A 22,320-nucleotide genomic window follows, 5' to 3' on the forward strand; every position below is an offset into this window, starting at 1 on the left:
CACGCTGTAGTGTTAGACCCACCACTAAGTGACGTCACGCTTCGAGCGAAGCACGATCCGGTCTTCGGCGACACCTGAAGTTCTGTGTGCTACCCTAATCTGGAAATGTGGCAGGCGCACTCCATCGGTTGGCAGGCAGCACTCCGAATAGTGAAGCTTTGAGCCGCATGGACATGGCCCTTCATGTGGTCGGTCCTCGAAATGCTTATGTGATTGCCTCTTGTGCGTCCATTCGCCGTCCCATTCGTCGAAAGGGCCGGCGAGATGATCCAGCACATATCGAACTACGCTGTAGTCATAGTCGAGCTGGAGGACCGAGTACTTCTGGACGGGATCGGTGACGATTGACATCTCCTGGGGCTCGAACTCGAGAATCTTGCGAAAGCAGAATTCTCCAGCATAAACTCGATTGGGAGTATGCCCACATGGCTCGACCGGCGTGCTCTGCTTCCCGCAAATCGAGCATGCCCAGCGCTTCAATATCATTCCTGGGCTGATAAAGTGTCGATAGGGAAAAGTAGACTGCCAAAGGGCAATCAAGTTTGCCCGTTGCTTCACGTAAGGTAACAGCTCCGGGACGAACGGATTGTCCTCCTGGCGTGCAAACGCTAGCTCTGCTTGCTCCAAGGTGCACCATCCGTCGAGATAATGGCCTCGTCTGAGCTGACGGTATGCTTCAAGATAAAGGCCCGTGCCGTCTATGAATGCGCCGATAAACCAAAGCCGGTTCTTTTCCTCAGGATCATTAGTGATCGCCTTCGGTCTTCCTGCGCTTTTGGCTAGCTCGCGCCAGTAAATTCGACTTGACCGATCCCGGTGAGCTATTACCTGGGCAGCCAAATTGGCTGAACTGAGCTGGGCCGACATGGCTAGTGAGCAGAGTGGCGAGCCCGCTTGCGCGGATGAACCTGATGGGGCGCGGCTTGGGGCTCATTTAGTTCCTCGATGAAGCGTGGGATGGCGGTGTTCAACATCGGCCCTAGCTGGTGAGAATCGCCTTTGTAGTAAAGTTTTAGGGCTTTGTTGTTCGGGCCTTCGACAATCAACGTTAATTCCGCTGTGTCACCCGACTTGTGTCCAGGCAGTAGTTCGTCGAGCCGATTCGAGAAAATATTAAGGGCAACTGGCAAGACCCCAACTGTCAAGAGTAGGGTCGGTATGCGCCAAGCTTTTGAGTGGAGGGCGAGTTCCTGGTATTCGTCATTTCGTATGGCGACAGCCAACGTCGCCTCGGTGCCCAATGCGTTGCGGAACCGTTCGACAAAGTCGCCAGTCCCAATGGGAAAGACGGGCTTCTCATCTCCGTCGGTTAGGGGAAGAGCAAGGATCGACGCTTTAATCAAGCCTGGGCGCTGGCCGCTCTCGATCCACGGCTGATCTAGCCAGTATCCCCTGGTATCAGAGGTTTCCGATACTTCAAATTTTAAGAACTCGCGAGCGAATCTGTCAACCATAAACCCCTCCTGTTGTAGAACATGTAAGGAGCGACGTGAGTCCATTCAAGCGAGAGACATTCCACCACAGGCAGGGATAGTCCGGTGTTCAGCAGTTATCACAGCTGCCCGTGCACGCGGCAATTTTCGATTTCCCAAAGGATTCGGGGATACAGCGCCCCGCTTCGAGACGAGAGCGGGCACTGGACGACACGCGACTCTGCCTACGAACTGCTCTTGCGGCTTTGGCGACCGGAGAGCAGGATTTAGGGCTTGATTCAAGGACAGACGGCGATGCTGGATCTCTTCCCCGAGGCCGAAAGTCCGGTCGAAATCATTCCTGCAAGAAAACTCGCCGCTAAGGTCGCTGCCCTCTACGTGGCGTCGTTCGATCATTTTCAGACGCGCTCGGTGGAAGAATTACAGCTCGGTTTCGAAGGCATCGACGGCGACTTCCACGCCGGCGCCACCCGTCGTTCCGGCGGTCGCGAACCCTGGTATCCGCGCGGCACCGAAATCCGCAACGAGCGGCAGATATCAATCGTAGCAGCGGATGAACTCGCCGTCGTTGCCGAGCGGATGGGGCTGGCCGAGATCAAGCCGGAATGGATCGGCGCCAATCTGCTGATCGAAGGCGTGCCGCATCTCTCGATGCTGCCGTCAGGCACGCTGCTGTTCTTTAGAGGTGGCGTGACTATCAAGGTCGATGCGCAGAACGGGCCTTGCCGGCTTGCTGGACGTTCGATCGCCGAAAACGCCGGGATGGCCGATCGGGAGGCCGGCGCGCTGGCCTTCCCGAAGGCGGCGAAACGGCTGCGCGGCCTCGTTGCCTGGGTCGAGAAACCGGGTCGTATGACAACAGGGGAAGAGATCTCGGTGCGCGTGCCCGAGCAGTGGATTTATCGATCCTAGTACCGGGCTAGGGCACGGGCTGCGCCGCCGGGGCGACGCAGCCGGATTTCAAGACGCGCTCAGGCCGCCTTGCGGTTCTTCTTGGCGCCCTGCGCCTCGACGGAAACGTGGTCCCACTTTTCCCACAGCGCGATGCGGTTGGCGTATTCCTGCTTGATCATCGGCAGGCCGCCATCGCCGAAGAAGACGCGCAGCGGCGGCTCGGCCGCGTCGACGATTTCAAGCATCGCCGGTCCGGTGGCCTCGGGGTCGCCGGCGACCGAGTTGGCGCGGCGTTCCGCCATCTTGGCGCGGGCCGGCGCGTAAGCCTCGATCGCTTTGGAGACCTTGGCCGAGGCGCCGGACCAATCGGTGGAGAAGCCGCCCGGTTCGACAAGCGTCACATGGATGCCGAATTCGGCGACCTCGATGCTGAGCGACTGGCTGAAGGCTTCGAGCGCCCATTTCGAGGCATGGTAAAGGCCGAGCGACGCAAAGGCGTTGACGCCGCCGATCGACGAGATCTGGATGAAGTGGCCGGAGCCCTGCGCCCGCATGATCGGCAAAGCCGCCTGGGTGACCCAGAGCGCGCCGAACACATTGGTTTCGATCTGGTCGCGGGCTTCCTGTTCGCTGACTTCCTCGATGGCGCCGAAATGGCCATAGCCGGCATTGTTGATGACGACGTCGAGCCGGCAAAAGCGCTTGTGCGCCTCGGCGATGGCCGCTTCGACAGCCTTCTTGTCGGTGACGTCGAGCTTGATCGCGGCGACATTATCGCCGTATTTCGCGACGAGATCGGCGAGCGTGCCGGCATCGCGCGCGGTTGCGGCGACACGGTCGCCGCGAGCGAGTGCGGCCTCGGCCCAGACTCGGCCAAAGCCTTTCGACGATCCGGTGATGAACCAAACCTTGCTTGTCATGACGTGGAATCCTTGCCCATGCGGGCCGTGAACTGGGAAGCGGAGGCTTCTCCGCTTCCGCGATATACGGTGCGTCGAGCGATTTTCCAGAGGCGAGGGGGAATCTTTTTGGTCACGTCATCGTGTGGAGCAGGACCTTCGCCGGTCAGGGATAGCGCACCGGGCTCGACCAGGCCGGGTCGTCATGCTTTTGCCAGTAGAGCGCCATCAAGCGCTTTGTGATCCCGCCTATCTTGCCGTCGGCGACAGCAGCGCCGTCGATCACTGTCACCGGCATGATGCCGCCGGCGGTGGAAGTGATGAAGACTTCGTCGGCAGCCTTCAGCGCGGCAACGCTGACGTCGACGGCCGTGGTGGGAAGCGCTGCCTCGGCGCAGAGGTCGAAGACGGTGCGCCTGGTGATGCCGGGCAGCACGCCGGCGGCCGGCGTCGACAGCCTGCCGTCCTTGACGCAGAACACGTTGAAGCCGGGGCCTTCGGCGACATTGCCGTTGAAGTCGAGAATCAATGCGGTTTCGGCCCCACGGTCATAAGCGTCGTAGAGGCCGCGCACGAGGTCGAGCCAGTGGTAGTTCTTGATCGCCGGATCGATCGAGACCGGCGGAATGCGCACCTTGTCGCTAATGGCGACATGCAGGCCGCGCCGCAACTGCTCGGCATTGGCGACCGAGCCGAAGGGAACTGCGAAGGCCATGAAGCGGTTGACCGCCTGGCGCGGATCGCGGCTGAAGGTCGGCGAGGCGCCGCGTGTGCACAGCATTTCGACATAGGCGGCGCGATGGCCCGACAGCGCCACGCAATTGTGCAGAATCTCGGCCACACCATCGCGGTCGGACGGGATCGTCATGCGCAGTTTTTGCAAGCCGGCGAAGAAGCGGTCGAGATGCAGGTCGAGTCGGAAGAAGCTCCCGTCCCAGACATGCACGGTGTCGTAGGTGGCGTCGGAATGCAGAAAGCCCCAATCCAGCACCGAGATCTTGGCTTGCGACATCGGCAGATACTGACCATCGAGAAAGGCGATGCCGTCGGGATAGGAATGCGGATCGATATGGCGATCCGACAAAGCCGGCAATGGCACAATGCTACCGGCTGCTGCGCTTCGGTTCATGGCGATTGGTCCCTTCGGCTTGATGCGGCAGATTCAAGCTAGTGGTCCCCTGCAGGCGGCATAGGGCCACCCAACCATCGCTGTTTGTCCTAGGTAGCACATTCGATATGCCCTATGGTCCGGCTTGAAAATATCCGGCCGGGAGGGGCAAAATGGGCAGATCTTTTCGGACCATCAGCTTTGCAATTTTCCTCGTCTTCGTCACTGGCTATGCCTTCGCGCAATGCGCTCGCGAGGGCGAGGCGCTGTGCCAGAACGGCCAGACCTATCGTTGCGAGAAGATGGGCAGCGAGCTGACGCCGATCTTTCAGAACGTGCCTTGCGTGGTCAACGCGGCGGGGCTCAACGGCGTCTGGACCGGCAGCGGTCATCAAAGTCCGGCCGGGGCTGCCGGCGCCGATTGGGCGATCGCAATGACAATCGGCGATGGCGCCGCGTCGATCGACTATCCGTCGCTCGGCTGCGGCGGATCGTTGACCCAGATTTCTCGCGACGACAGTTCGGCGGAATACCGGGAAAACATCAGCTACGGCCAGGACAAGTGCATCGACGGTGGCGGCATCACCGTCCGATTTTTCAAAGGGAACCTGTCCTGGACCTGGGTTGGCCAGGCCGACGGCCAGCCCTACAATGCGGTTGCCGTATTGAAGCGACGGTAGCTGAAGTTATTCCTCTTCGTCCTCTGCATCGAGCAGGCGCGTGGCGCGCCAACGGGTCAGCACCATGTTTGTTTGCTCGATGACGAAGAACCGCGCCGAGTCGCGGTCATAGCCCTCGGCCAGCAGCTTTTCATAGTCGGTATGGCCGTGCCTGATATGGGCGATCGTCGCCAGCCAGACCGCGATGCCCGGCGGCAGCGTCTTCATGTGCACGGCGCCGGCCTCGGTGCGGATTTTCTCCATATCGGCATAGGGCGCCAGGGGCAGCAGTGCGGTCAGCGCCTTGGCGATGGCGCGGCGGCGGCCGGTGGGCGCGCTCATTTTTCGTCACGCCCGGCAATGGTCGCCTCGGGAAAGGCGTCGGTCGAGGCGAAATAGGGCTTGATGTCGATCACCGGGGTGCCGTCGAGCACATCGATGGCGTCGATGGCGATGCGGCCGTGGTCGATGTCGACGGCGATCAGCCTGGCGATATGCAGCCCGACTGGGTTCGGCCGGGCAGGGGAGCGCAGCGAGAAAACGCCTTTCGGCTCAGCCGCATGGCGGGGTCTCTGGACAATCAGTGCCCGCGGCGCGTGATGCAGCCAGGACAGGATGACGATGTGGCTGGCCCGCTCCAGCGCAAGCAGGCCGTCGCGATAGGCAGGGTCGATGAGAACCGTGGCCGCCTGTCCGGCCTCGCGCGCCGCGCGCATGTTCTTTGGGCAGGTTTGCCTGGATGTCCATGGCGAGGCGATGCGGCCGATGAACACGATATGGCCATCCGCCGGCATGTCAGCCGGGTCAGTCTGCAGGAGCTTTTCGCCGTCGCGCGTCTCGAACATGGCTTTCGCCCTAGCACAAGTTTGCAGCCGATCGTCAGGGAAAAGCGGTTCTCTCGGGCGGGGACCATGTGTGCGGCATTTTCTTGTCAGGAAGCGACATAGGCCTTGCTATGCCGCCAAAGCTGACATAAACATATGTTTATATCTTTTTCAACGAGAACGCGCCAATGCATGTTTCGCTCGATACGATGGTTGATACGTTGAAGGCTGCGGCCGAATCGAGCCGGCTCCGCATCCTGGCGCTGCTGTCGCGCGGCGATCTCACCGTGTCCGACCTCACCGAGATCCTCAGCCAGTCGCAACCGCGGGTGTCGCGGCATTTGAAGCTGCTGCTGGAGGCCGGGTTGATCGGCCGCTACCAGGAGGGCTCGTGGGCCTTCTTCCGGCTGTCGGATACGGATTCCGCGCGCGACTTCGTCATGGGGCTCGTCTCTGGCATTCGCGGCGCCGATCCACAGGTCGAGCGCGATCTCGAGCGGTTGGCATCGGTCAAGCGCAAGCGCCAGGACCGTGCCGCCGAGTATTTCTCCGAGAACGCCGCCAGCTGGGATCACATCCGCTCGCTGCATGTGCCGGACCGCGCGGTGGAAGCCGCACTCCTCAAGCTGGTCGGCAAGCGGCCGTTCCAGTCGATGCTAGACCTCGGCACCGGTACCGGGCGGCTGCTGGAGATATTTTCGCCGCTCTACCGGCGCGGCGTCGGCATCGACATGTCGCGCGAAATGCTGACGGTGGCGCGGGCCAATCTCGACAAGGCAGGCATCGCCAATGCGCAGGTCCGCCAAGGCGACATTTTCGCGCCGCCGGTCGAGCGCGACGCCTTCGACCTCGTCACCATCCATCAGGTGCTGCACTATCTCGATGACCCGGCACGCGCCATTCGCGAGGCGGCGCGGCTGCTGCGTCCGGCGGGCCGGCTGGTGATCGTCGACTTCGCGCCGCATGCGCTGGAGTTCCTGCGCGACCAGCACGCGCATGTCAGGCTGGGCTTTTCCGACCGGCAGATCTCAGAATGGTTTGCCGAGGCCGGGCTCGATCTCGAGGATGCCCAGGAATTCGAGCCGTGCGGCGGCAACGAAGCCAGGCTCACCGTCAAGCTGTGGCTCGGCCGCGACCGCCGCATGCTGATGGCCGAGCCTTCCAATGACACCCAACCCACCAAAGCGTACCCTATGGGGGAAATCGCCTGATGAACCAGTTCCGCTTTTCCCGCCGTCCCGACATTGGCGACAAGGTCCGCGTCTCCTTCGAGTTCTTCCCGCCGAAGACCGACGAGATGGAAGCCAGGCTCTGGGACACCGTCACCAGGTTGGAGCCGCTGAAGCCGAGATTCGTCTCGGTGACCTATGGCGCCGGCGGCTCGACGCGGGAGCGCACGGCGCGCACGGTCAAGCGCATCCTGAACGAGACGACGCTGACGCCGGCGGCGCACATGACCTGCGTCGACGCCGCCCGCCATGAGGTCGACGCCGTCGTCCGCGAATTCGCCGACATGGGCGTGAAGCGCTTCGTCGCCTTGCGTGGCGATCCGGCGGCCGGTGTCGGCACCGCCTACCGGCCCCACCCCGATGGCTATGCCAATGGCGCCGAACTGGTTGGGGCATTGAAAGACGCCGGCGATTTCGACATCTCGGTCTCGGCCTACCCGGAAAAGCATCCGGAAAGCCCGGACTTTGCCACCGACTTCGACATGCTGAAGCGCAAGGCCGACAATGGCGCGACGCGGGCGATCACCCAGTTCTTCTTCGACAACGATCTCTACGAGCGTTACGTCGAGAAGGCGCGCCGCGCCGGCATCTACATCCCGATCGTGCCCGGCATCCTGCCGGTGCACAATTTCACCCAGGTCGCCAATTTCTCGGCACGCTGCGGCGCGCTGGTGCCGGCATGGCTGGCCGAGCGTTTCGAAGGGCTGCACAACGATCCGCAGACGCATGCGCTCGTGGCGTCTGCCGTGGCGGCCGAGCAGGTGCTCGATCTCGTCGAGCGCGGCGTCAGCGACTTCCATTTCTACACCATGAACCGGGCCGACCTGGTGTTTGCCATCTGCCATATGATCGGCATCCGCTCCCATGAAACAGAGGCAGCTGGATCCGCCGCCGCCTGAGCTTCATCGTGGTATGAAATCTGAAATGCAAAAGGCCGGGCGAAACACCCGGCCTTTCGAATTTGTGGGCTATTGCTGCTGTTCTTCCGCTCCGGCGGTTACGGAAGAACACCTATGATAAGGGCGCCAATGAAGGCAAATGCAGCACAGATCATCAATGCGTTGATTGGCCTCGTAAGTCCCATGTCATAGTCTCCTCTTCAAGAGCTATGGGTGGAGTCTAGGGGCATTTGTGCCACAGGCAAGCGGAAAATATGCTGCAATGCGACGCGATTGTGGAATTTGCGACCTGCCACCTGTCGTTAAGCCTTGAAACTCTTCGGCAAAAGCCGCTGGCAGCCTGTGAATAAATTGTGACGCGGCCGTGGCGAAAGCGAGGCATGGCAGCGCTACCAGACCTAAAGCGCGTCGTTGTTCCAAAACCGCTGCGCACTTTTGGTCGACAGGCATTAGCGCCGACCAAACAACCGCCCGTCGATCGTCACCAGGCCAAGCGCGATCAGTGCCATACCGCAGAACTCGAACAGAGCGAGCCGCTCGCCGAGGAACAGGAGGCCGAGCAGGATGGCGCTGGCCGGGACGATGAGGGTGACCAGCGAGGCGTTGGTGGCGCCGGCCGAGGCGACGAGGTTGAAATAGAGGATGTAGGCGAAGGCGGTGGAGAGCAGCGCCAGCGCCAGCACCGCCGTCCAGACCGGCGGCGAGGCCGAGAACAGGCCGGCCGGGCCATAGGTGAGCAGCACCACCGGGATCATGATGATGGTCGACGCCGTCAATTGTCCGGTGGCGATGACCGGCGAGGGCACGCCCTTGAAGCGGCGGGCAATCATCAGCGCGACGGCGTATGACAGCGAGGCGCCGATCAGCGCGAATTTCGCCCAGACCGGGCCGCCGAGCCCGGCCAGCAGGCCGGGGCCGATCATGACAGCGGTGCCGGCGATGCCGAGCCCGATGCCGGCAAGCTTGTTCCAGGAGAGCTTTTCGTCCGCTGTCAGCGCGTTGGCGAGGATCAGCGTCCAGAACGGCGTCGTCGCATTGAGCACCGAGGCGACGCCGGCGCCAAGCGCGGTCTGGCCGGCAAAGATCAGCGAGAACGGGACGACATTGTTGGCGAGCGCCAAAAGGAAAAACAGGCCGGCATGCGGGAAGGCGAGGCGGAAGGACGGACCGCGAATGCCGAGATAGAGCTGAAGTGCGATGGCCGCGATGGCAACGCGAAACAGCACCAGCACCAGCGGGTGCATTTCGGCAACGGCGATGCGGGCAAAGAAGAACGAGCCGCCCCAGATGGCGCCGAGCAGCAGAAGCTGTCCCCAGTCCCTCAGCGTCATCGGTCCGCGCTGCACGGCTGTCGTGGCTATTGCCATCGTGAACGTCCTTCCCCGCGGCATCAATGCCAGCCACTCAGGCAGAAGGCATATCGGGTCCGGCGACAAGAGCCACCCGAAACCTGATTGCTGGCAACAGTGCTGCCAGGAGGGTGCGCCGCTGGGTCAGTGCCCGCCAGACACAGAATTGTTTTCTTTGGCCGCTAGCTTGGATTAATTGTGCGCAGCCGAGAAGTCAGGGGATTCGTCCATGCAGCGATTCGAGAATGCCCGCGAGGCGGCGCTGGCGCTTCGGCCGGACGATCCGGTCTACTGCTTTCGCCCGCAGGTGCTGAAGGCGGATGCCAAACAGTTCATGGGCATGTTTCCCGGCAAGACCGCCTACGCAGTCAAGACCAATGGCGAGCAGATCGTGCTGAAGGCGCTGGTCGAAGCCGGCGTCACCGCCTTCGATGTGGCCTCGCCCGGCGAGTTCGCCGCAGTGCGCGCCGTCTCACCCGACGCCGAGATGCTCTACATGCATCCGGTCAAGGCGCAGTCGGACATCAAGCTTGCGCTGGAAAAATACGCCATCCGGGTCATTTCGCTCGACCATGAGGACGAGATCACCAAGCTGACGCGGGTGGTGCGGGCGCTTGACATCGATCCGGGCTCCATCAGCGTGTTCGTGCGAATCCAGACCAAGGGTTCGGCGGCCTATGAACTGTCGAAGAAATTCGGCGCCGGGCCGGCCTATGCGGTGGAACTCGCCGAGCGGCTCAACCGCACCGGCTACAAGGTCGGCCTGTGCTTCCATGTCGGCAGCCAGATCGAGGATCCCGACACCTATGAACGGGCGCTGGCCTCCGCCGATTGGGTGCGCAACCGGCTGACCTTCGACATTGCGGGGCTCGATGTCGGCGGCGGCTTTCCCGCCGAGTACGGCCATGACCCCAATCGCAAGCAGCTCGAGATGCCGTCGCTCGGCCAGATCATGTCGCGGCTGTCGGGCGACCTGAGGGAATACCAGTTCGACCAGATCCCGTTGGTGGCCGAGCCCGGCCGGGTGATCGTGGCGCGCTGCCTGTCGCTGATCGTGCGGGTGCTGCTGCGCAAGGGCAAGCGGCTCTACATCAATGACGGCATCTGGGCGTCGCTGTCGGATTCTTGGACCGGCAAGATCACACTGCCGGCCCGCTTCATCCCCGATCCGGCGATCCGTTCGCGCAATGGCGAGGAGAAGAACATCGTGCCGTTCAAGGTCTGCGGCGCGACCTGCGATTCCGTCGACATCCTGTCGCGGCCGTTCTGGCTGCCGGAAACCGTCGACACCGGCGACTGGATCGAGATCGGCCATATCGGCGCCTATTCGCTGTCGCTGAGAACCCGCTTCAACGGTTTTTATCCCGACACATTTGTCGAGGTGACGACACCGTTTGACGAAGGCGATGCGCCGCAGGGATTCGCCAGCCTGGAGACGATGGCGGACTAAGCGACCCCGCCACCGGCCTGGATATTCTCGCCGGTCAGCCAGCGGGCCTCGTCGCTGGCCAGGAAGACCGCGACATCGGCAACGTCGCGGGGCGCGCCGATCCTGCCAAATGGAGACATGCCGGCCGCCACGGCGCGATCGCGCTCGGGAAGCAGGTCCGTGTCGGTGAAGCCAGGCGACAGCGCATTCACGGTGATGCCGCGCGGTCCGAGTTCACGCGAGAGCACACGAACGAATTGTTCGACGGCGCCCTTGCTGCCGAGATAGAGCGCCGTTTGCGTGAAGAACATCTTGGTGCCGCCGGTGGAGACCGCGATGATGCGGCCGCCGTTTCGCACACGGCGCGCTGCTTCCTGAAGCACGAAGAACGTGCCCTTGGCATTGGTGCCGAAGACATGGTCGAAATCGGCTTCGGTTGCCTCGGTCAGAGGCTTGATGACGGCGACGCCGACATTGGCAACCACGATGTCGATCGCGCCGAACTCACTCTCAGCCTCGTCAAACAGGCGATGAATATCCGAGACGCTTGATATGTCGGCCTGGACGGCGATCGCCTTTCCTCCCTTGCCGGCGATGGCGGCCACGACCTCGTCAGCGGCTTCGTGGTTGCCGACATAGTTGACGACGACGGCAGCGCCCTTGGAGGCGAGGCCTTCGGCGATGACTCGCCCAATGCCGCGCGAACTGCCGGTGACGAGTGCGGTTTTGCCTTGCAAGGACTTGGGCATGATACGTTTCCTTCAATCATTCAGGCCAGTGCCGGTTTCATCCGACGGGTCCGCTAGTCGAGAAATAGGGCCATGCAACTGATCAGATAATGGCCTATTATCTGACTAGCGTGTTAATCTAGGAATACACAATGCGCGGTTCTGAATTCGCCGAGCTCAAGGCATTTGCCGCAATCGTGGAAGAGCGTAGTTTCGTCCGCGCCGCCGCCCGGCTGCGTGTTTCCCCGCCGGCGCTCAGCCAGTCGATCCGGCAACTGGAGGCTCGCATCGGCGTCAGGTTGCTGAATCGCACGACGCGTAGTGTTTCACCCACTGGTGCCGGCGAGACGCTGTTTGCGCGCCTTGCCGTTGCGTTCGAAGAGCTAGAGGGCGCCGTAGCGGACATTCATGCCGCGCGTGATCGACCGGCGGGTTCGCTACGAATAAACGTGCCGCGTGTTGCCGCGGTGCGGTTCATCGGCCCGATCCTTGGCGACTTCCAACGCGCCTATCCTGATATCGCGCTGACCGTCATCGTCGACGATACGCTGACCGACATTGTTCGAGGACGGTTCGATGCCGGAATCAGGCTTGGCGAGCGGCTGGAGAAGGACATGGTGGCAGTGAAACTGAGCGGGGATTTGCAGATGGCGGCGGTGGCCGCTCCCGTCTATCTCGAAAACCGGGCCATACCGCGCCATCCGCAGGAGTTGCATCAGCACCAATGCATAAAATTCCAGTGGCCTGGTGGCGGCAACCTCTATCGATGGGAGTTCGCGCGCGGCAAACGGTCTCTGGAAATCGCCGTCGAGGGCAGCCTGACTGTCAACGACACCGAGCTGATGCTGAACGCGGCACTGGGTGGAGCAGGCGTTGCCTACATGATCGACTATCAGGTCCAGTCCTGGATCGATGCGGGCAGGCTGATGAGATTTCTAGAGCCCTGGTCGCCCAGCTTTCCAGGCTTCTTCCTGTATCACCCGAGTTCGAGGCACGTCCCCCCGGCTTTGCGGGCATTTATCGACTTCGTCCGGGCAAGGAGTAGGGAATAAGGAACCCAGCTTGGGCAGATTCTACTCACAGTTTCCCCAAAAGCTCCGGCGTCGGCCAGCCGTCTACCGGCATGCCGAGCCGCATCTGTTCCTTGCGGATGGCTTCGCGGGTGTTGGTGCCCAGAATGCCGTCGACGGTGCCGACGTCATAGCCCCTGGCTTCGAGCTTGGTCTGCAATTCCTTCATCTGGTCGCCATTGAGCCCGGTTTCGGGATTGCGCGGGTCGAACTGCTGTGCCCCGGCCAGCCGGCTGGCGAAGTTGGCGGCGGTTAGCGCGTAGGTGAAGGACTGGTTCCATTCGAGATAGACGTCGAAATTGTCGTAGGCGAGGAAGGCCGGACCTTTGCGGCCCATCGGCAGCGCCAGGCCGGCCTTCAGGCCATTGTCGATCAGCGGCGTGCCATCGGGATTGGTGACGCCCCAGGCGGCCCATTGCGACAGCGGCAACTTGTTGGTGCGGCCGGTCTGCTCCCAGGGCATGTCCTCGGGCACGCGCACTTCCTCGATCCAGGGCTGGTCGCGTTTCCAGCCGCGCGACAGCACCTTGTTGGCCGTGGTCATGATCACGTCGGGTACGCTGCGCCTGAGGTCGACGATGCCGTCGCCGTCGCCGTCGACTCCGCGCGCGAGATAATCGGAAGGCAGGATCTGGGTCTGGCCGATCTCGCCGGCCCAGGCGCCGGTGACGTCGGCCGGAACGACGCCGCGATCGATCAGCGTCAACAGCGGCAGCAGTTGCGGCCGAAACAGCTGCGGGCGGCGGCAGTCATGCGACAGCGTCACCAAGGCGCTCAGCGTGTGGAAATCGCCCTGTACGGCGCCGAAATCGGTCTCCAGCCCCCAGAAGGCGGTGATGATCGGCGCCTGGACACCGAACTGCTGGTCGGCGCGCGCAAAGATTTCGGCGTATTTCTTCAGATTGGCCGCGCCCTGCTTCAGCCGGTAGGCCGAGATCATGCGGTTGGAGAACTGGATGAAGGTCTGTGCGAAGACGCCCTGGGCGCGGTCACGCGCCAGCACCTTGTCGTCGACGGTGGCGGCTTCCAGTGCGTCAAGGCCCACAGCGCCGACACCGGCCGCCTTGGCTTCCGCCGCCACGCCTTGCTTCCAGGTTTCGAAGTCGCCGCCGCATTCCTGCGCCCCCGCCGGCATCGCCGTAGCGCCGAGCAGCAGGGCCGCGAGCAGCCCGGAGCGCAGGCGGCTCTTCGACTGTTTCCGGCGTAAATATCCCAGTGGTTGCAGGTAGGTGCGCATGGGACGTCGAAAAGCAGGCGGCAGAGCCGGTGTCAACGGGTGTTCTGCCGCAGCCACTTTTTCCAGGCTGACTCAGTGCCGTTGAAGACGTTGATATCGGACTTGCCGGTCATGCCGGGAACGATACCGGTTCCGGTGTATTGCCAGAAGGCGAAGGGGTGGCTGCCGTACTTCTGGCGGGGGTGGCCGGCGACCGAGCGCAGCCAGTAGGGATAGCCGCGGAAGGTCGAAAGGTCGTTATCGTCGAAGAAGTCGACCGAGGTGTAGATGATCGGCTTCTTGCCATAGTGCCGCTCGATCATCTCGAGAAAGGTGGTCATTTCGGCCCGCACCGTTGCCGAATCCGGGCGCAGCCGGCAGGTCGGCGATTGCGGGTTCCACTCCATGTCGAGCACCGGCGGCATGGCCGAGCGGTCGACGGGCACGTTCTGGATGAACCAGCGCGCCTGGGTGGCGGCCGGCGTGCAGAAATAGAAGAAATGGTAGGCCGCGCGCGGAATGCCATTGGCCTTGGTGCGCGACCAATGCTCGTTGAAATACTCGTCGAAACGGTCGCCGCCCTCGGTCGCCTTGATGAAGGCGAAGGAGATGCCGCTGGCCTTGGCCGTCGGCCAGTCGACCGAGGTCTGGTATTTGGAGACGTCGGTGCCGTGAACGGCATAGTTCCAGGGCGCGCCGCTATCCCATTCATGCGGCTTGGAGTCTTCGAAACGCGGTGCGCGCACGGCAACCGTCGGGCTGCTGGATGGCGACATCGAGGGCACGAGATCGCTGGCGGTCGAGCAGGCGGCCAGCAGCGTCAACGTGATGAGGGCCGCAAAACGGCGCATCGCATTTCCCGAGCCGGAATCAGCCGGTCGCTGTTGGGTTGTCGTTGCAGGTGCCCCTCAGGCGATCGCCCCACAGCATCGCCTGATACGCTATTTTCGTGCATGTCGTTGTCCCAAAACCGCTGCGCACTTTTGGGCGACATGCATCAGTGATCGCCGATCATGGTTGATAACAGGTTGACGGCGCTCGACAAGAACACCGATTGTGCGGAAGCAATGGCGGCAAATCGATGACATAAATCGGGCCGCAAGCCACGGCCAGCGGAAAAGCAGGGACGGAAAGATGCGGATCGCCGTGAAGATCATCAAATGGCTGCTCGGCCTGGTCGTGTTGGCCATAGCCGCCCTGTTTACCTGGCTCTACATCGCGCCGCCCGACCTGATCCGGGTCGGTTCCGGTTATTCCGCCAAGATTGTCTGCTCCAATGTTTTTATCGCCGGCCGTGATCCCAATGAGGTGCTTGCCATCGACGTGCAGGCGCCCGGCCATCCGCTTCTCAGGCTGATGAAGGTGTCGGTCGACAAGAACAGGGGGACCGTCTCGGCCGGGCTGCTTGGCTTCCTCGGCAAGAGCGTTGCCGTTGCGCGCGCCGGCCTGGGTTGCGCCTCGGTTCCTGATGGCGACGTCGGCAAGGCACGGCGCACGTCAATCCCTGCCGAGGCGTCGGCGGCCACCAAGGGCGATCTGTGGCCCGAGGGAGATCGAGTCGATGCCTCGCAAAATCCCGAAATCAACAAGATCCTCGACGGTGCGGCGATGACCGGCATCGGCATGCGCGCCGTGGTGGTGGTCAAAAATGGCCGCATTGTTGCGGAGCGTTATGGCGACGGCTTTTCGGCGAAAACGCCGCTGCTGGGCTGGTCGATGACCAAGACAGTCAACGCCGCGCTCGTCGGCACGCTGGTCAAGGACGGCAAGATGGCGGTGACCAATCAGGGCCTGTTCGGCTCATGGAAGGCGGACGGCCGCGCCGCCATCAGCCTTGCCGATATGATGGCGATGTCGAGCGGACTCGAGTTCAACGAGGATTATGGCGACGTTGCCGATGTGACGCGCATGCTCTACCTCGAACCGGATATGGCGGGCTTCGCCGAGGCCAAGCCGCTGACCGGCGACGTCGGCAAGGTCTTTTCCTATTCGAGCGGCACGGCGGTGATGCTGTCGCGGCTGTGGCAGGATGCTATCGGCGACAAGGACAAGGCGCTGATGTGGCCAAGGGCAGCGCTGTTCGGGCCGCTCGGCATGCAAAGCGCGGTGCTCGAAACCGACGAGGAGGGTACCTTTGTCGGCTCATCCTACCTCTATGCCACGGGGCATGACTGGGCGCGGTTCGGCCAATTCCTGCTGCAGGGCGGCGTCTGGAACGGCAACCAGATCCTGCCGGCCGGTTTCGTCGACTGGATGCGCGAACCGGCACCGGCCTCGAAAGTCTACGGCAAGGGGCAACTTTGGATCGAAGCCCCGGGGGACGAAGGAAATCCCGGCGCCGGCGTCGCCGCCGGCCTGCCCAACGATACCTACTGGATGGAGGGCCATGACGGCCAGACGGTCGCCATCATCCCGTCGGAGCAACTGGTGGTGGTGCGGCTGGGGTTGACGCCGGCCAAGCTCGGCTACCGGCCGCAGGTGATGGTCGGCGCGCTGATGAAGGCACTGCGCTAGCTCCCTTTACCCTCCCCTTGATGGGGAGGGCGGGGGCGTAGCGCCGGGCGGGGTGCCTGGCACTTCACCCCTACCCGCGCCTTCGGCGCGACCTCCCCCATCGAGGGGGAGGTAAGAGTGCGCGATCTTGACGACCGCCAGCCAGGCATAGCCGCGATAAAGCGCGCGGAAACAGAAGCTTGCGCCGGTTCGCCGAGATTCCGATTCCAAGACTTCGCGCAATGATTCACGTGGGGTGACATGGAATTTCTTGAGCCAGCCGCGCAGCAATGTCCGGAACCAGTTGGGCAAGCCTTCCTGCTGGCCGAAATCGACGACATGCAGCGAGCCGCCGGGCGCGAGTGCCGCAAGGGCTGCCGAAACCGTCTTTTCCCAACCGGGGATCATCGACAGCGAATAGGACACGAAGATGCGGTCGAAGCGCTCGACGCCGAACAGCGTCTTGGCGTCGAAATCGGTGGCGTCGCCGCGCGCCAGCACGGCGCGGCCGGACAGGCCGTCGCGGCCGATCGCCTTGCTCGCCGTCTCCAGCATCTCGGCCGAGATGTCGAGGCCGTAGAGGCGGGCGTCGGGATAGCGGCGGGCGGCAAGCGCGATGTTGCGGCCGGTGCCGCAGCCAAGTTCGAGCACTCTGCCATTCGCCGGCACATCCAGCCCGGCTATCATCTGGTCGCGGCCAAGCAGATAGTATTTGCGGGTCAGGTCGTAGATATGGCGTTGCCAGCGATAGACGCCGTCCATCAGTTCGGCATGGTCGGCCGGCAGCTCGCTCGCGCTCATGCCGCGCGCTTCACATAGAGGTGGAAGCCGCCATAGATGGCCGAGCGGTCGCGGGCCGAACAGTCGCGCGAGGCCTCGTCCTCGTAGGTCCACTGGTCGAGCAGCGAGATCGAGACGCGGCCCGGCAGCAGGCTGGGCTCGGCGGCGGTACGGAAGATGACTCGGGCGCCGACCGAGGCGGTGCGGGTGATCTCCGACCAAAGGGCATTGAGCTGGTCGTTCGTCATCCAGTCCTGCGCGTCGAGCAGGACGAAACGATCGACGGTGCTTGCGTCCTTGCCGGCCAGAAATTCGATCAGATTGGCGTGGTGGATGCCGACGCGATCGACATTGTTGCGGATCGCCTTGTAGTTGGCCTCTTCTAGATAGGCGGGCAGGGCGGCCTCACCCGGATTGGGATAGCGACGGGCGAAGGCTTGCCAAGCGAAGTAGTTGTTCTTCAGCGGAAAATCGCAAGCGAGCTTTTCCAGCCGGGCCTTCAGCACGCTGGCCATCGAACCATCGCCCGAGGTGATCAGCGAATCGTACTGCGCCGGCGGAATGCCGAGGCCGAACAGCGAAGCCTTGCGCGAGGTAGCCCAGCGCAACAGCTTCTTGTCGAAGACCGGCGCCAGCTCTTCGTTGAAGAAGCGGCGCTGGTCGGCGAGGCTCTTCGACGCCATGATACCGGCGGGATCGACGCCGAAGAATTTGGCGATGCGGTGGCCCATGGCGATGAACAGGCCGAGCAGGCCGGTCTGGTAGAAATTGCGGTCGAAGACGGTGATGCGCCGGCGGCCGCGCCAGCTGCGACGCTCCCAATAGTGGCGGCTGACCGGGTCGAGATGCGGCGCGATGAAGCGATCATAGGCTTGCGAATTGTGGTTGGTGCCGGCGGCGCCGAAGAAACGGAACAGATCGCCCTGCGAGGGCAGATGCCGCACCGCCTCCAGCTTCATCCGGTTCAAGGCGATGTGGGCGGCGTTGAGGTCGACCGCATCGACGCGTTCAGGCGAGCGGGTGAGGTAGGCGAGGATGTTGCAGCCGCCCGACGCTATGGTGACGAGGCGGTGGCCCTGGCCAAGCTGCATGGCCTCCATGTCGACTTCAGGGTCTTCCCAGATCTGCGGATAGACAAGGCCGGAAAACAGCAGCGCAAACAGTCGTTCGGAAAGGCCGGCCTGCGAAAGCGGGCGGTTCTGGTAGACGGCTTTTCCAACTTCCTTGCCGCGGCGAAAAACGAGATCCGAGGAGACGTCCGTCATGGCAAAGTGATTCCCCATTTGCTTTGCCGCAAGCGGGTAACTCAGGGGCATGACAGGCGGGTGACAGCCTGTTGACGCGAGTTCAGGCCTTGCCAAATCCCCCCGGTGTCGGCGTCGTCAGGATAACGGCGTCGCCGGCGTCGAGCACGGTCTGGTCGCAGGCCTTCAGCGTCTCGACGCTGCCGTCCTGGCGGCGGACCTTGGTCGAGCCGACCTCGCCGTCACCGCCGCCGTCGAGGCCTTGCGGCGGGCGGTTGCGGTGCGAGGACAGGATGGCGCATTCCATCTTTTCGAGGAAACGGATGGTGCGCCTGGTGCCGTCGCCGGCATCCCATTTGCCTTTGCCGCCGGAGCCTTCGCGAATGTGAAAATCCTCGAGCAGCACGGGAAAGCGCAATTCCAGCACCTCCGGGTCGGTCAGGCGCGAATTGGTCATGTGGGTGTGGACGCCGGATGTCCCGGCAAAGCCGCGGCCGGAGTTCATCCGGCCTGACGGCGAGCCGGAGCAGATGGTCTCGTAATACTGGTACTGCTTGTTGCCGAAGGTCAGGTTGTTCATCGTCCCTTGCGCATTGGCCATGGCACCCATGGCGCCGAACAGGGCGTTTGTGACATGCTGCGAGGTCTCGACATTGCCGGCGACGACGGCGGCGGGGTAGGCGGGCTTCAGCATCGAGCCGTCGGGGATGATGATGTTGATCGGCCGCAGGCAGCCGGCATTCATCGGGATCATGTCCTCGACCATGACACGGAAGGCATAGAGCACGGCTGCGCGGGCGACGGGCTCGGGCGCGTTGAAATTGTTCTTCTCGACCTTCGACGTTCCGGTGAAGTCCACGGTCGCCTCGCGCTTTTGCCGATCGACGGTAATCTTCACCTTGATCACCTGGCCGGTGTCGGTCGGGTATTCGTACTCGGAACTATCTGGCAGCCGCTCCAGCACGCGGCGCACGCTTTCGGCGGCGTTGTCCTGGACATGACCCATATAGGCTTCGACGACGTCGAGGCCGAAATGGGTGACCATCTTGCGCAATTCCGCCACGCCCTTTTCATTCGCGGCGATCTGCGCCTTTAGGTCGGCGATGTTCTGGTGTGGGTTGCGGGCAGGGTAGGGGTGGTCGGTGAGCAGCGTTTGCAACTCCGCCTCGCGGAATTTTCCACGATCGACAACGCGGAAATTGTCGAACAGCACGCCTTCCTCGTCGACCGTGGTGGCAAGCGGCGTCATCGAGCCGGGGGCAGTGCCGCCGATATCGGCATGATGGCCGCGTGAGGCTACGTAGAAGATTACCTCCTCCCCCCTTGAGGGGGAGGTGGCGGCGGAGCCGCCGGAGGGGGTCGTTGCGGCAGTGCTCGACGCTCTTGTGGTGCCTTCTGAGAGGACCCCACCCGGCCGCTGCGCGGCCACCCTCCCCTCAAGGGGGAGGGAAAACACCGGCGTCACCACGGTGATATCAGGCAAATGCGTGCCGCCATTGTAGGGGGCGTTCAGCGCAAAGACGTCGCCGGGATGGATGTCGCCGGAGTTCAGCCGGATGATGGTTTCGACCGAGCGGTCCATGGAGCCGAGATGCACCGGCATGTGCGGCGCGTTGGCGACCAGCGCGCCATGACGATCGAAGACGGCGCAGGAAAAGTCCAGCCTTTCCTTGATGTTGACGGAATAGGCGGTGTTCTGCAGCGTGACGCCCATCTGCTCGGCGATCGACATGAAGAGGTTGTTGAAGACCTCCAGCATCACCGGATCGGCTTCGGTACCGAGGGCAGCCGTGCGAACTTTCCGTTCCGTGCGGCGGATGACGACGTGATTGAGGTTGGTGATTTCGGCCTGCCAGCCCGGCTCGACGACGATGGTCTGGTTCGGCTCGATGATCAAAGCGGGGCCTGGGACCAGATTGGATGGGCGCAGGTTTTCGCGGCGATGGATGCCGGCTTCATGCCAGCGGCCCTCGGTATAGATGCGCCGCGTTCCGGACGCACCGGTTTCAACCCTTGCCGGTTCGGCGGGCGCAACGGCTTCGGCCGTGGTCTCGACGATCTCGGCGCCTTCCACGCCAACGGTCTCGACGATCATCGGCTTGTCGTCATAGACGAACCCGAACTGCGCCTTGTGGGCCACTTCGAAATCGCGCCTGGCCTGGAAGATCGAGCCCTGTTCGAAATTCACCGGCAGCGTGGTGTCGGTGCCGTCATAGCGGATATGCAGCACCGGCTTTGCCGCAATCTTGTCCTCGGCGATGCCTTGCGCTGCCAATTCGGCGATGACGGCTTTTTTCAACGTGCCGATGAGGCTGCCGATCTCGGTCCTGGATTCTTCGGCAAGCGGCTTCAGCAGCGCCTGCTGCCGCGACGCGAAAACCGACGACAGGCCGATACCATAGGCTGAGAGCAGACCGGAGAAGGGGTGGATCAGTACCGCCTCCATGCCGAGCGCGTCGGCAACCAGGCAGGCATGCTGGCCGCCGGCGCCGCCAAAACAGTTCAAGAGATATTCAGTGACGTCGTAGCCGCGCTGCACGGAGATCTTCTTGATGGCATTGGCCATGTTTTCCACCGCGATGGTAACGAACCCTTCGGCGACGGCTTCCGGCGTGCGGCCATCGCCGATTTCGGCGGCGAGCGCAGCGAATCTTTTATGCACGGCGGCGACGTCCAGCGGCTGGTCCTGGCCGGGTCCGAAAATCGCCGGGAAGAAATCGGGCTGCAGCTTGCCCAGCATGACATTGGCGTCGGTGACGGCAAGCGGGCCGCCGCGCCGGTAGGCGGCGGGGCCGGGATTGGCGCCGGCGGAATCCGGCCCGGCGCGGAAGCGGCCGGCTTCGTAATGCAGGATCGAGCCGCCGCCGGCAGCGACGGTATGGATGCGCATCATCGGCGCACGGATGCGCACGCCGGCAACCTCGGTGTCGAAGGCGCGCTCATACTCGCCGTCATAATGGGCGACGTCGGTCGAGGTGCCGCCCATGTCGAAGCCGATGACTTTCTCGAAACCGGCGAGTTTCGCCGTCTCGACCATGCCGACGACACCGCCGGCCGGGCCGGACAGCAGCGCGTCCTTGCCCTGGAACATGTCGGCGGCGGTGAGCCCGCCCGACGACATCATGAACATCAGGCGAGGGTTTTCCCTGCCCCTCGAGGGGAGGGTGGCGGCGGAGCCGCCGGGTGGGGTTGGATCGACTGGGCTCAGCGCATTGGCGGTGCCTTCCGAGCGGACCCCCTCTGGCCGCTTTGCGGACTGCCCTTCGCTATGGCTCCGGGCATTCGTCGCTGAAAAAGCCAAATCGTTGGCTTTTTCTCGGCCTTTGGCCGACCGCTCCTCACCCCCCACAAGTGGGGAGATTGGCGTCGCGCCCAGTTCTCCCGCCACCCTTTGCACATAGCGCGACAGGATCGGCGACAGATAGGCATCGACCACGGTGGTGTCGCCGCGGCCGACCAGTTTGATCAGTGGCGAGACTTCATGGCTGACCGAGACTTGGCTGAACCCGATCTTGCGGCAGACTTTCGCCACCGCCTTCTCGTGGTCGGGATATTTCCAGGCATGCATGAAGACGATGGCCACCGCATCGATGCCGTCAGCCTTCGCCTGTTCGATGGCGGGGCGGCAGGCAGCGATGTCGAGCAGGCGCTCGACCTCGCCATTGGCGCGCACACGCTCGTCGATCTCGATGACCCGCTCGTAGAGCTGTTCCGGAAGGATGATCTCCTTGGCGAAGATGTCCGGCCGCGCCTGATAGGCGATCTTGAGCGCGTCGCGAAAGCCCTTGGTGATGAGCAAAAGCACACGGTCGCCCTTGCGCTCCAGCAACGCGTTGGTGGCAACGGTGGTACCCATCTTGACGTCTCCGACCAGGCCCGGAGGAATAGCGGTGCCGGATTTCAGCCCCAGAAGCTCGCGGATGCCGGCTATGGCCGCGTCGGGATAGGCTTCGGGATTTTCCGACAGGAATTTCCTGGGATGCAAACCGCCTTGCGGATCACGTCCGATCACGTCGGTGAAGGTGCCGCCGCGGTCGATCCAAAAATCCCATTTCTTGTCCACGCA

At 62.9% G+C, this 22,320-nt stretch carries 19 protein-coding genes and 1 pseudogene; 7 read left to right on the plus strand and 13 right to left on the minus strand.

Going from position 1 to position 22,320, the window contains the following annotated elements; genetic code table 11:
- Positions 1-24: 24 nt before the first annotated feature.
- The gene (locus tag NLY43_RS29160) at positions 25-867 is read right to left on the minus strand and encodes an SEC-C domain-containing protein (RefSeq protein ID WP_023712416.1); all 843 of its coding nucleotides are present in this window, start codon (positions 865-867) and stop codon (positions 25-27) included.
- A 2-nt stretch (positions 868-869) separates the two neighbouring features.
- Positions 870-1,454 (minus strand): hypothetical protein, encoded by a 585-nt coding sequence (locus tag NLY43_RS29165; protein ID WP_023712417.1) that lies wholly within the window; start codon positions 1,452-1,454, stop codon positions 870-872.
- A gap of 273 nt (positions 1,455-1,727) precedes the next feature.
- Between NLY43_RS29165 and NLY43_RS29170 the strand changes: the two genes are divergently transcribed.
- Positions 1,728-2,345, plus strand: coding sequence for an MOSC domain-containing protein (locus NLY43_RS29170; RefSeq protein ID WP_023712418.1), 618 nt, complete (start codon positions 1,728-1,730; stop codon positions 2,343-2,345).
- 59 nt (positions 2,346-2,404) lie between these two features.
- On the opposite strand, the gene NLY43_RS29175 is transcribed toward NLY43_RS29170, so the two are convergent.
- Together NLY43_RS29175 and NLY43_RS29180 are read right to left on the minus strand one after the other, a co-directional pair.
- Positions 2,405-3,247, minus strand: coding sequence for an SDR family oxidoreductase (locus tag NLY43_RS29175; RefSeq protein ID WP_023712419.1), 843 nt, complete (start codon positions 3,245-3,247; stop codon positions 2,405-2,407).
- A 145-nt stretch (positions 3,248-3,392) separates the two neighbouring features.
- On the minus strand, positions 3,393-4,355 hold the full coding sequence (locus tag NLY43_RS29180) for a D-amino acid aminotransferase (protein WP_023668243.1): 963 nt from the start codon (positions 4,353-4,355) through the stop codon (positions 3,393-3,395).
- A 152-nt stretch (positions 4,356-4,507) separates the two neighbouring features.
- Here NLY43_RS29180 and NLY43_RS29185 point away from each other — a divergent pair, with 152 nt between their 5' ends.
- The gene (locus NLY43_RS29185; protein ID WP_023712420.1) at positions 4,508-5,014 is read left to right on the plus strand and encodes a hypothetical protein; all 507 of its coding nucleotides are present in this window, start codon (positions 4,508-4,510) and stop codon (positions 5,012-5,014) included.
- A gap of 6 nt (positions 5,015-5,020) precedes the next feature.
- Here the strand turns inward: NLY43_RS29185 and NLY43_RS29190 are convergent, their stop codons facing one another.
- Together NLY43_RS29190 and tsaA are read right to left on the minus strand one after the other, a co-directional pair.
- Entirely contained in the window at positions 5,021-5,335 is a 315-nt protein-coding gene (locus tag NLY43_RS29190; RefSeq protein ID WP_023668245.1) for a DUF2293 domain-containing protein, read from the minus strand.
- On the minus strand, positions 5,332-5,838 hold the full coding sequence (gene tsaA, locus NLY43_RS29195) for a tRNA (N6-threonylcarbamoyladenosine(37)-N6)-methyltransferase TrmO (RefSeq protein ID WP_023712421.1): 507 nt from the start codon (positions 5,836-5,838) through the stop codon (positions 5,332-5,334). The genes NLY43_RS29190 and tsaA overlap by 4 nt, the downstream gene beginning before the upstream one ends.
- 167 nt (positions 5,839-6,005) lie before the next feature.
- Here tsaA and NLY43_RS29200 point away from each other — a divergent pair, with 167 nt between their 5' ends.
- Positions 6,006-7,028 carry an ArsR/SmtB family transcription factor gene (locus NLY43_RS29200; RefSeq protein WP_023712422.1) on the plus strand — a complete coding sequence of 341 codons (1,023 nt, stop codon included), beginning with the start codon at positions 6,006-6,008 and terminating at the stop codon, positions 7,026-7,028.
- Positions 7,028-7,945: a methylenetetrahydrofolate reductase [NAD(P)H] gene (metF, locus tag NLY43_RS29205; protein ID WP_023688016.1), complete on the plus strand. Its 918-nt coding sequence runs from the start codon at positions 7,028-7,030 to the stop codon at positions 7,943-7,945. The genes NLY43_RS29200 and metF overlap by 1 nt, the downstream gene beginning before the upstream one ends.
- A 449-nt stretch (positions 7,946-8,394) precedes the next feature.
- Here metF and NLY43_RS29210 read toward each other — a convergent pair whose 3' ends face one another.
- Positions 8,395-9,312, minus strand: a complete 918-nt coding sequence (locus tag NLY43_RS29210; RefSeq protein WP_023682155.1) for a DMT family transporter — start codon at positions 9,310-9,312, stop codon at positions 8,395-8,397.
- A 211-nt stretch (positions 9,313-9,523) separates the two neighbouring features.
- On the opposite strand from NLY43_RS29210, the gene NLY43_RS29215 reads away from it, so the two are divergent.
- Positions 9,524-10,744, plus strand: a complete 1,221-nt coding sequence (locus NLY43_RS29215) for an alanine racemase (RefSeq protein ID WP_023697033.1) — start codon at positions 9,524-9,526, stop codon at positions 10,742-10,744.
- On the opposite strand, the gene NLY43_RS29220 is transcribed toward NLY43_RS29215, so the two are convergent.
- Positions 10,741-11,472, minus strand: a complete 732-nt coding sequence (locus NLY43_RS29220) for an SDR family oxidoreductase (RefSeq protein ID WP_023712423.1) — start codon at positions 11,470-11,472, stop codon at positions 10,741-10,743. The genes NLY43_RS29215 and NLY43_RS29220 overlap by 4 nt on opposite strands.
- A 131-nt stretch (positions 11,473-11,603) precedes the next feature.
- On the opposite strand from NLY43_RS29220, the gene NLY43_RS29225 reads away from it, so the two are divergent.
- Positions 11,604-12,503 carry a LysR family transcriptional regulator gene (locus tag NLY43_RS29225; RefSeq protein ID WP_023668252.1) on the plus strand — a complete coding sequence of 300 codons (900 nt, stop codon included), beginning with the start codon at positions 11,604-11,606 and terminating at the stop codon, positions 12,501-12,503.
- A gap of 25 nt (positions 12,504-12,528) precedes the next feature.
- On the opposite strand, the gene NLY43_RS29230 is transcribed toward NLY43_RS29225, so the two are convergent.
- The gene (locus NLY43_RS29230; protein ID WP_023712424.1) at positions 12,529-13,758 is read right to left on the minus strand and encodes a lytic murein transglycosylase; all 1,230 of its coding nucleotides are present in this window, start codon (positions 13,756-13,758) and stop codon (positions 12,529-12,531) included.
- Between the two features lie 32 nt (positions 13,759-13,790).
- Positions 13,791-14,588 (minus strand): glycoside hydrolase family 25 protein, encoded by a 798-nt coding sequence (locus tag NLY43_RS29235; RefSeq protein WP_023712425.1) that lies wholly within the window; start codon positions 14,586-14,588, stop codon positions 13,791-13,793.
- 283 nt (positions 14,589-14,871) lie between these two features.
- On the opposite strand from NLY43_RS29235, the gene NLY43_RS29240 reads away from it, so the two are divergent.
- Entirely contained in the window at positions 14,872-16,251 is a 1,380-nt protein-coding gene (locus NLY43_RS29240; RefSeq protein WP_023712426.1) for a serine hydrolase domain-containing protein, read from the plus strand.
- Positions 16,252-16,374: 123 nt separating this feature from the next.
- Here the strand turns inward: NLY43_RS29240 and NLY43_RS29245 are convergent.
- From NLY43_RS29245 to NLY43_RS29255, 3 genes and pseudogenes are all read right to left on the minus strand, one after another.
- Positions 16,375-17,031 (minus strand): annotated as a pseudogene (locus tag NLY43_RS29245) (class I SAM-dependent methyltransferase); the annotation flags it as partial.
- A complete protein-coding gene (locus tag NLY43_RS29250; RefSeq protein WP_031199608.1) occupies positions 17,028-18,326 on the minus strand; it encodes a BtaA family protein in 1,299 nt (432 codons plus the stop codon). The pseudogene NLY43_RS29245 and the gene NLY43_RS29250, both read right to left, overlap by 4 nt.
- A gap of 31 nt (positions 18,327-18,357) precedes the next feature.
- Positions 18,358-22,317: a hydantoinase B/oxoprolinase family protein gene (locus NLY43_RS29255; protein WP_286459175.1), complete on the minus strand. Its 3,960-nt coding sequence runs from the start codon at positions 22,315-22,317 to the stop codon at positions 18,358-18,360.
- Between the last annotated feature and the right edge of the window lie 3 nt (positions 22,318-22,320).

Origin of the sequence: Mesorhizobium sp. C416B (genome assembly GCF_030323165.1) — a bacterium.
Classification (GTDB): Bacteria; Pseudomonadota; Alphaproteobacteria; order Rhizobiales; family Rhizobiaceae; genus Mesorhizobium.

What these genes read in the sequence shown, in the direction of transcription:
- NLY43_RS29165 (WP_023712417.1), bottom strand. Translation starts at nt 1,454, where the DNA reads ATGGTTGACAGATTCGCTCGCGAGTTCTTAAAATTTGAAGTATCGGAA.
- NLY43_RS29190 (WP_023668245.1), bottom strand. Translation starts at nt 5,335, where the DNA reads ATGAGCGCGCCCACCGGCCGCCGCCGCGCCATCGCCAAGGCGCTGACC.
- NLY43_RS29215 (WP_023697033.1), top strand. Translation starts at nt 9,524, where the DNA reads ATGCAGCGATTCGAGAATGCCCGCGAGGCGGCGCTGGCGCTTCGGCCG.
- NLY43_RS29180 (WP_023668243.1), bottom strand. Translation starts at nt 4,355, where the DNA reads ATGAACCGAAGCGCAGCAGCCGGTAGCATTGTGCCATTGCCGGCTTTG.
- NLY43_RS29170 (WP_023712418.1), top strand. Translation starts at nt 1,728, where the DNA reads ATGCTGGATCTCTTCCCCGAGGCCGAAAGTCCGGTCGAAATCATTCCT.
- NLY43_RS29250 (WP_031199608.1), bottom strand. Translation starts at nt 18,326, where the DNA reads ATGCCCCTGAGTTACCCGCTTGCGGCAAAGCAAATGGGGAATCACTTT.
- NLY43_RS29185 (WP_023712420.1), top strand. Translation starts at nt 4,508, where the DNA reads ATGGGCAGATCTTTTCGGACCATCAGCTTTGCAATTTTCCTCGTCTTC.
- NLY43_RS29240 (WP_023712426.1), top strand. Translation starts at nt 14,872, where the DNA reads ATGCGGATCGCCGTGAAGATCATCAAATGGCTGCTCGGCCTGGTCGTG.
- NLY43_RS29175 (WP_023712419.1), bottom strand. Translation starts at nt 3,247, where the DNA reads ATGACAAGCAAGGTTTGGTTCATCACCGGATCGTCGAAAGGCTTTGGC.
- metF (WP_023688016.1), top strand. Translation starts at nt 7,028, where the DNA reads ATGAACCAGTTCCGCTTTTCCCGCCGTCCCGACATTGGCGACAAGGTC.
- NLY43_RS29220 (WP_023712423.1), bottom strand. Translation starts at nt 11,472, where the DNA reads ATGCCCAAGTCCTTGCAAGGCAAAACCGCACTCGTCACCGGCAGTTCG.
- tsaA (WP_023712421.1), bottom strand. Translation starts at nt 5,838, where the DNA reads ATGTTCGAGACGCGCGACGGCGAAAAGCTCCTGCAGACTGACCCGGCT.
- NLY43_RS29225 (WP_023668252.1), top strand. Translation starts at nt 11,604, where the DNA reads ATGCGCGGTTCTGAATTCGCCGAGCTCAAGGCATTTGCCGCAATCGTG.
- NLY43_RS29200 (WP_023712422.1), top strand. Translation starts at nt 6,006, where the DNA reads ATGCATGTTTCGCTCGATACGATGGTTGATACGTTGAAGGCTGCGGCC.
- NLY43_RS29210 (WP_023682155.1), bottom strand. Translation starts at nt 9,312, where the DNA reads ATGGCAATAGCCACGACAGCCGTGCAGCGCGGACCGATGACGCTGAGG.
- NLY43_RS29160 (WP_023712416.1), bottom strand. Translation starts at nt 867, where the DNA reads ATGTCGGCCCAGCTCAGTTCAGCCAATTTGGCTGCCCAGGTAATAGCT.
- NLY43_RS29235 (WP_023712425.1), bottom strand. Translation starts at nt 14,588, where the DNA reads ATGCGCCGTTTTGCGGCCCTCATCACGTTGACGCTGCTGGCCGCCTGC.
- NLY43_RS29230 (WP_023712424.1), bottom strand. Translation starts at nt 13,758, where the DNA reads ATGCGCACCTACCTGCAACCACTGGGATATTTACGCCGGAAACAGTCG.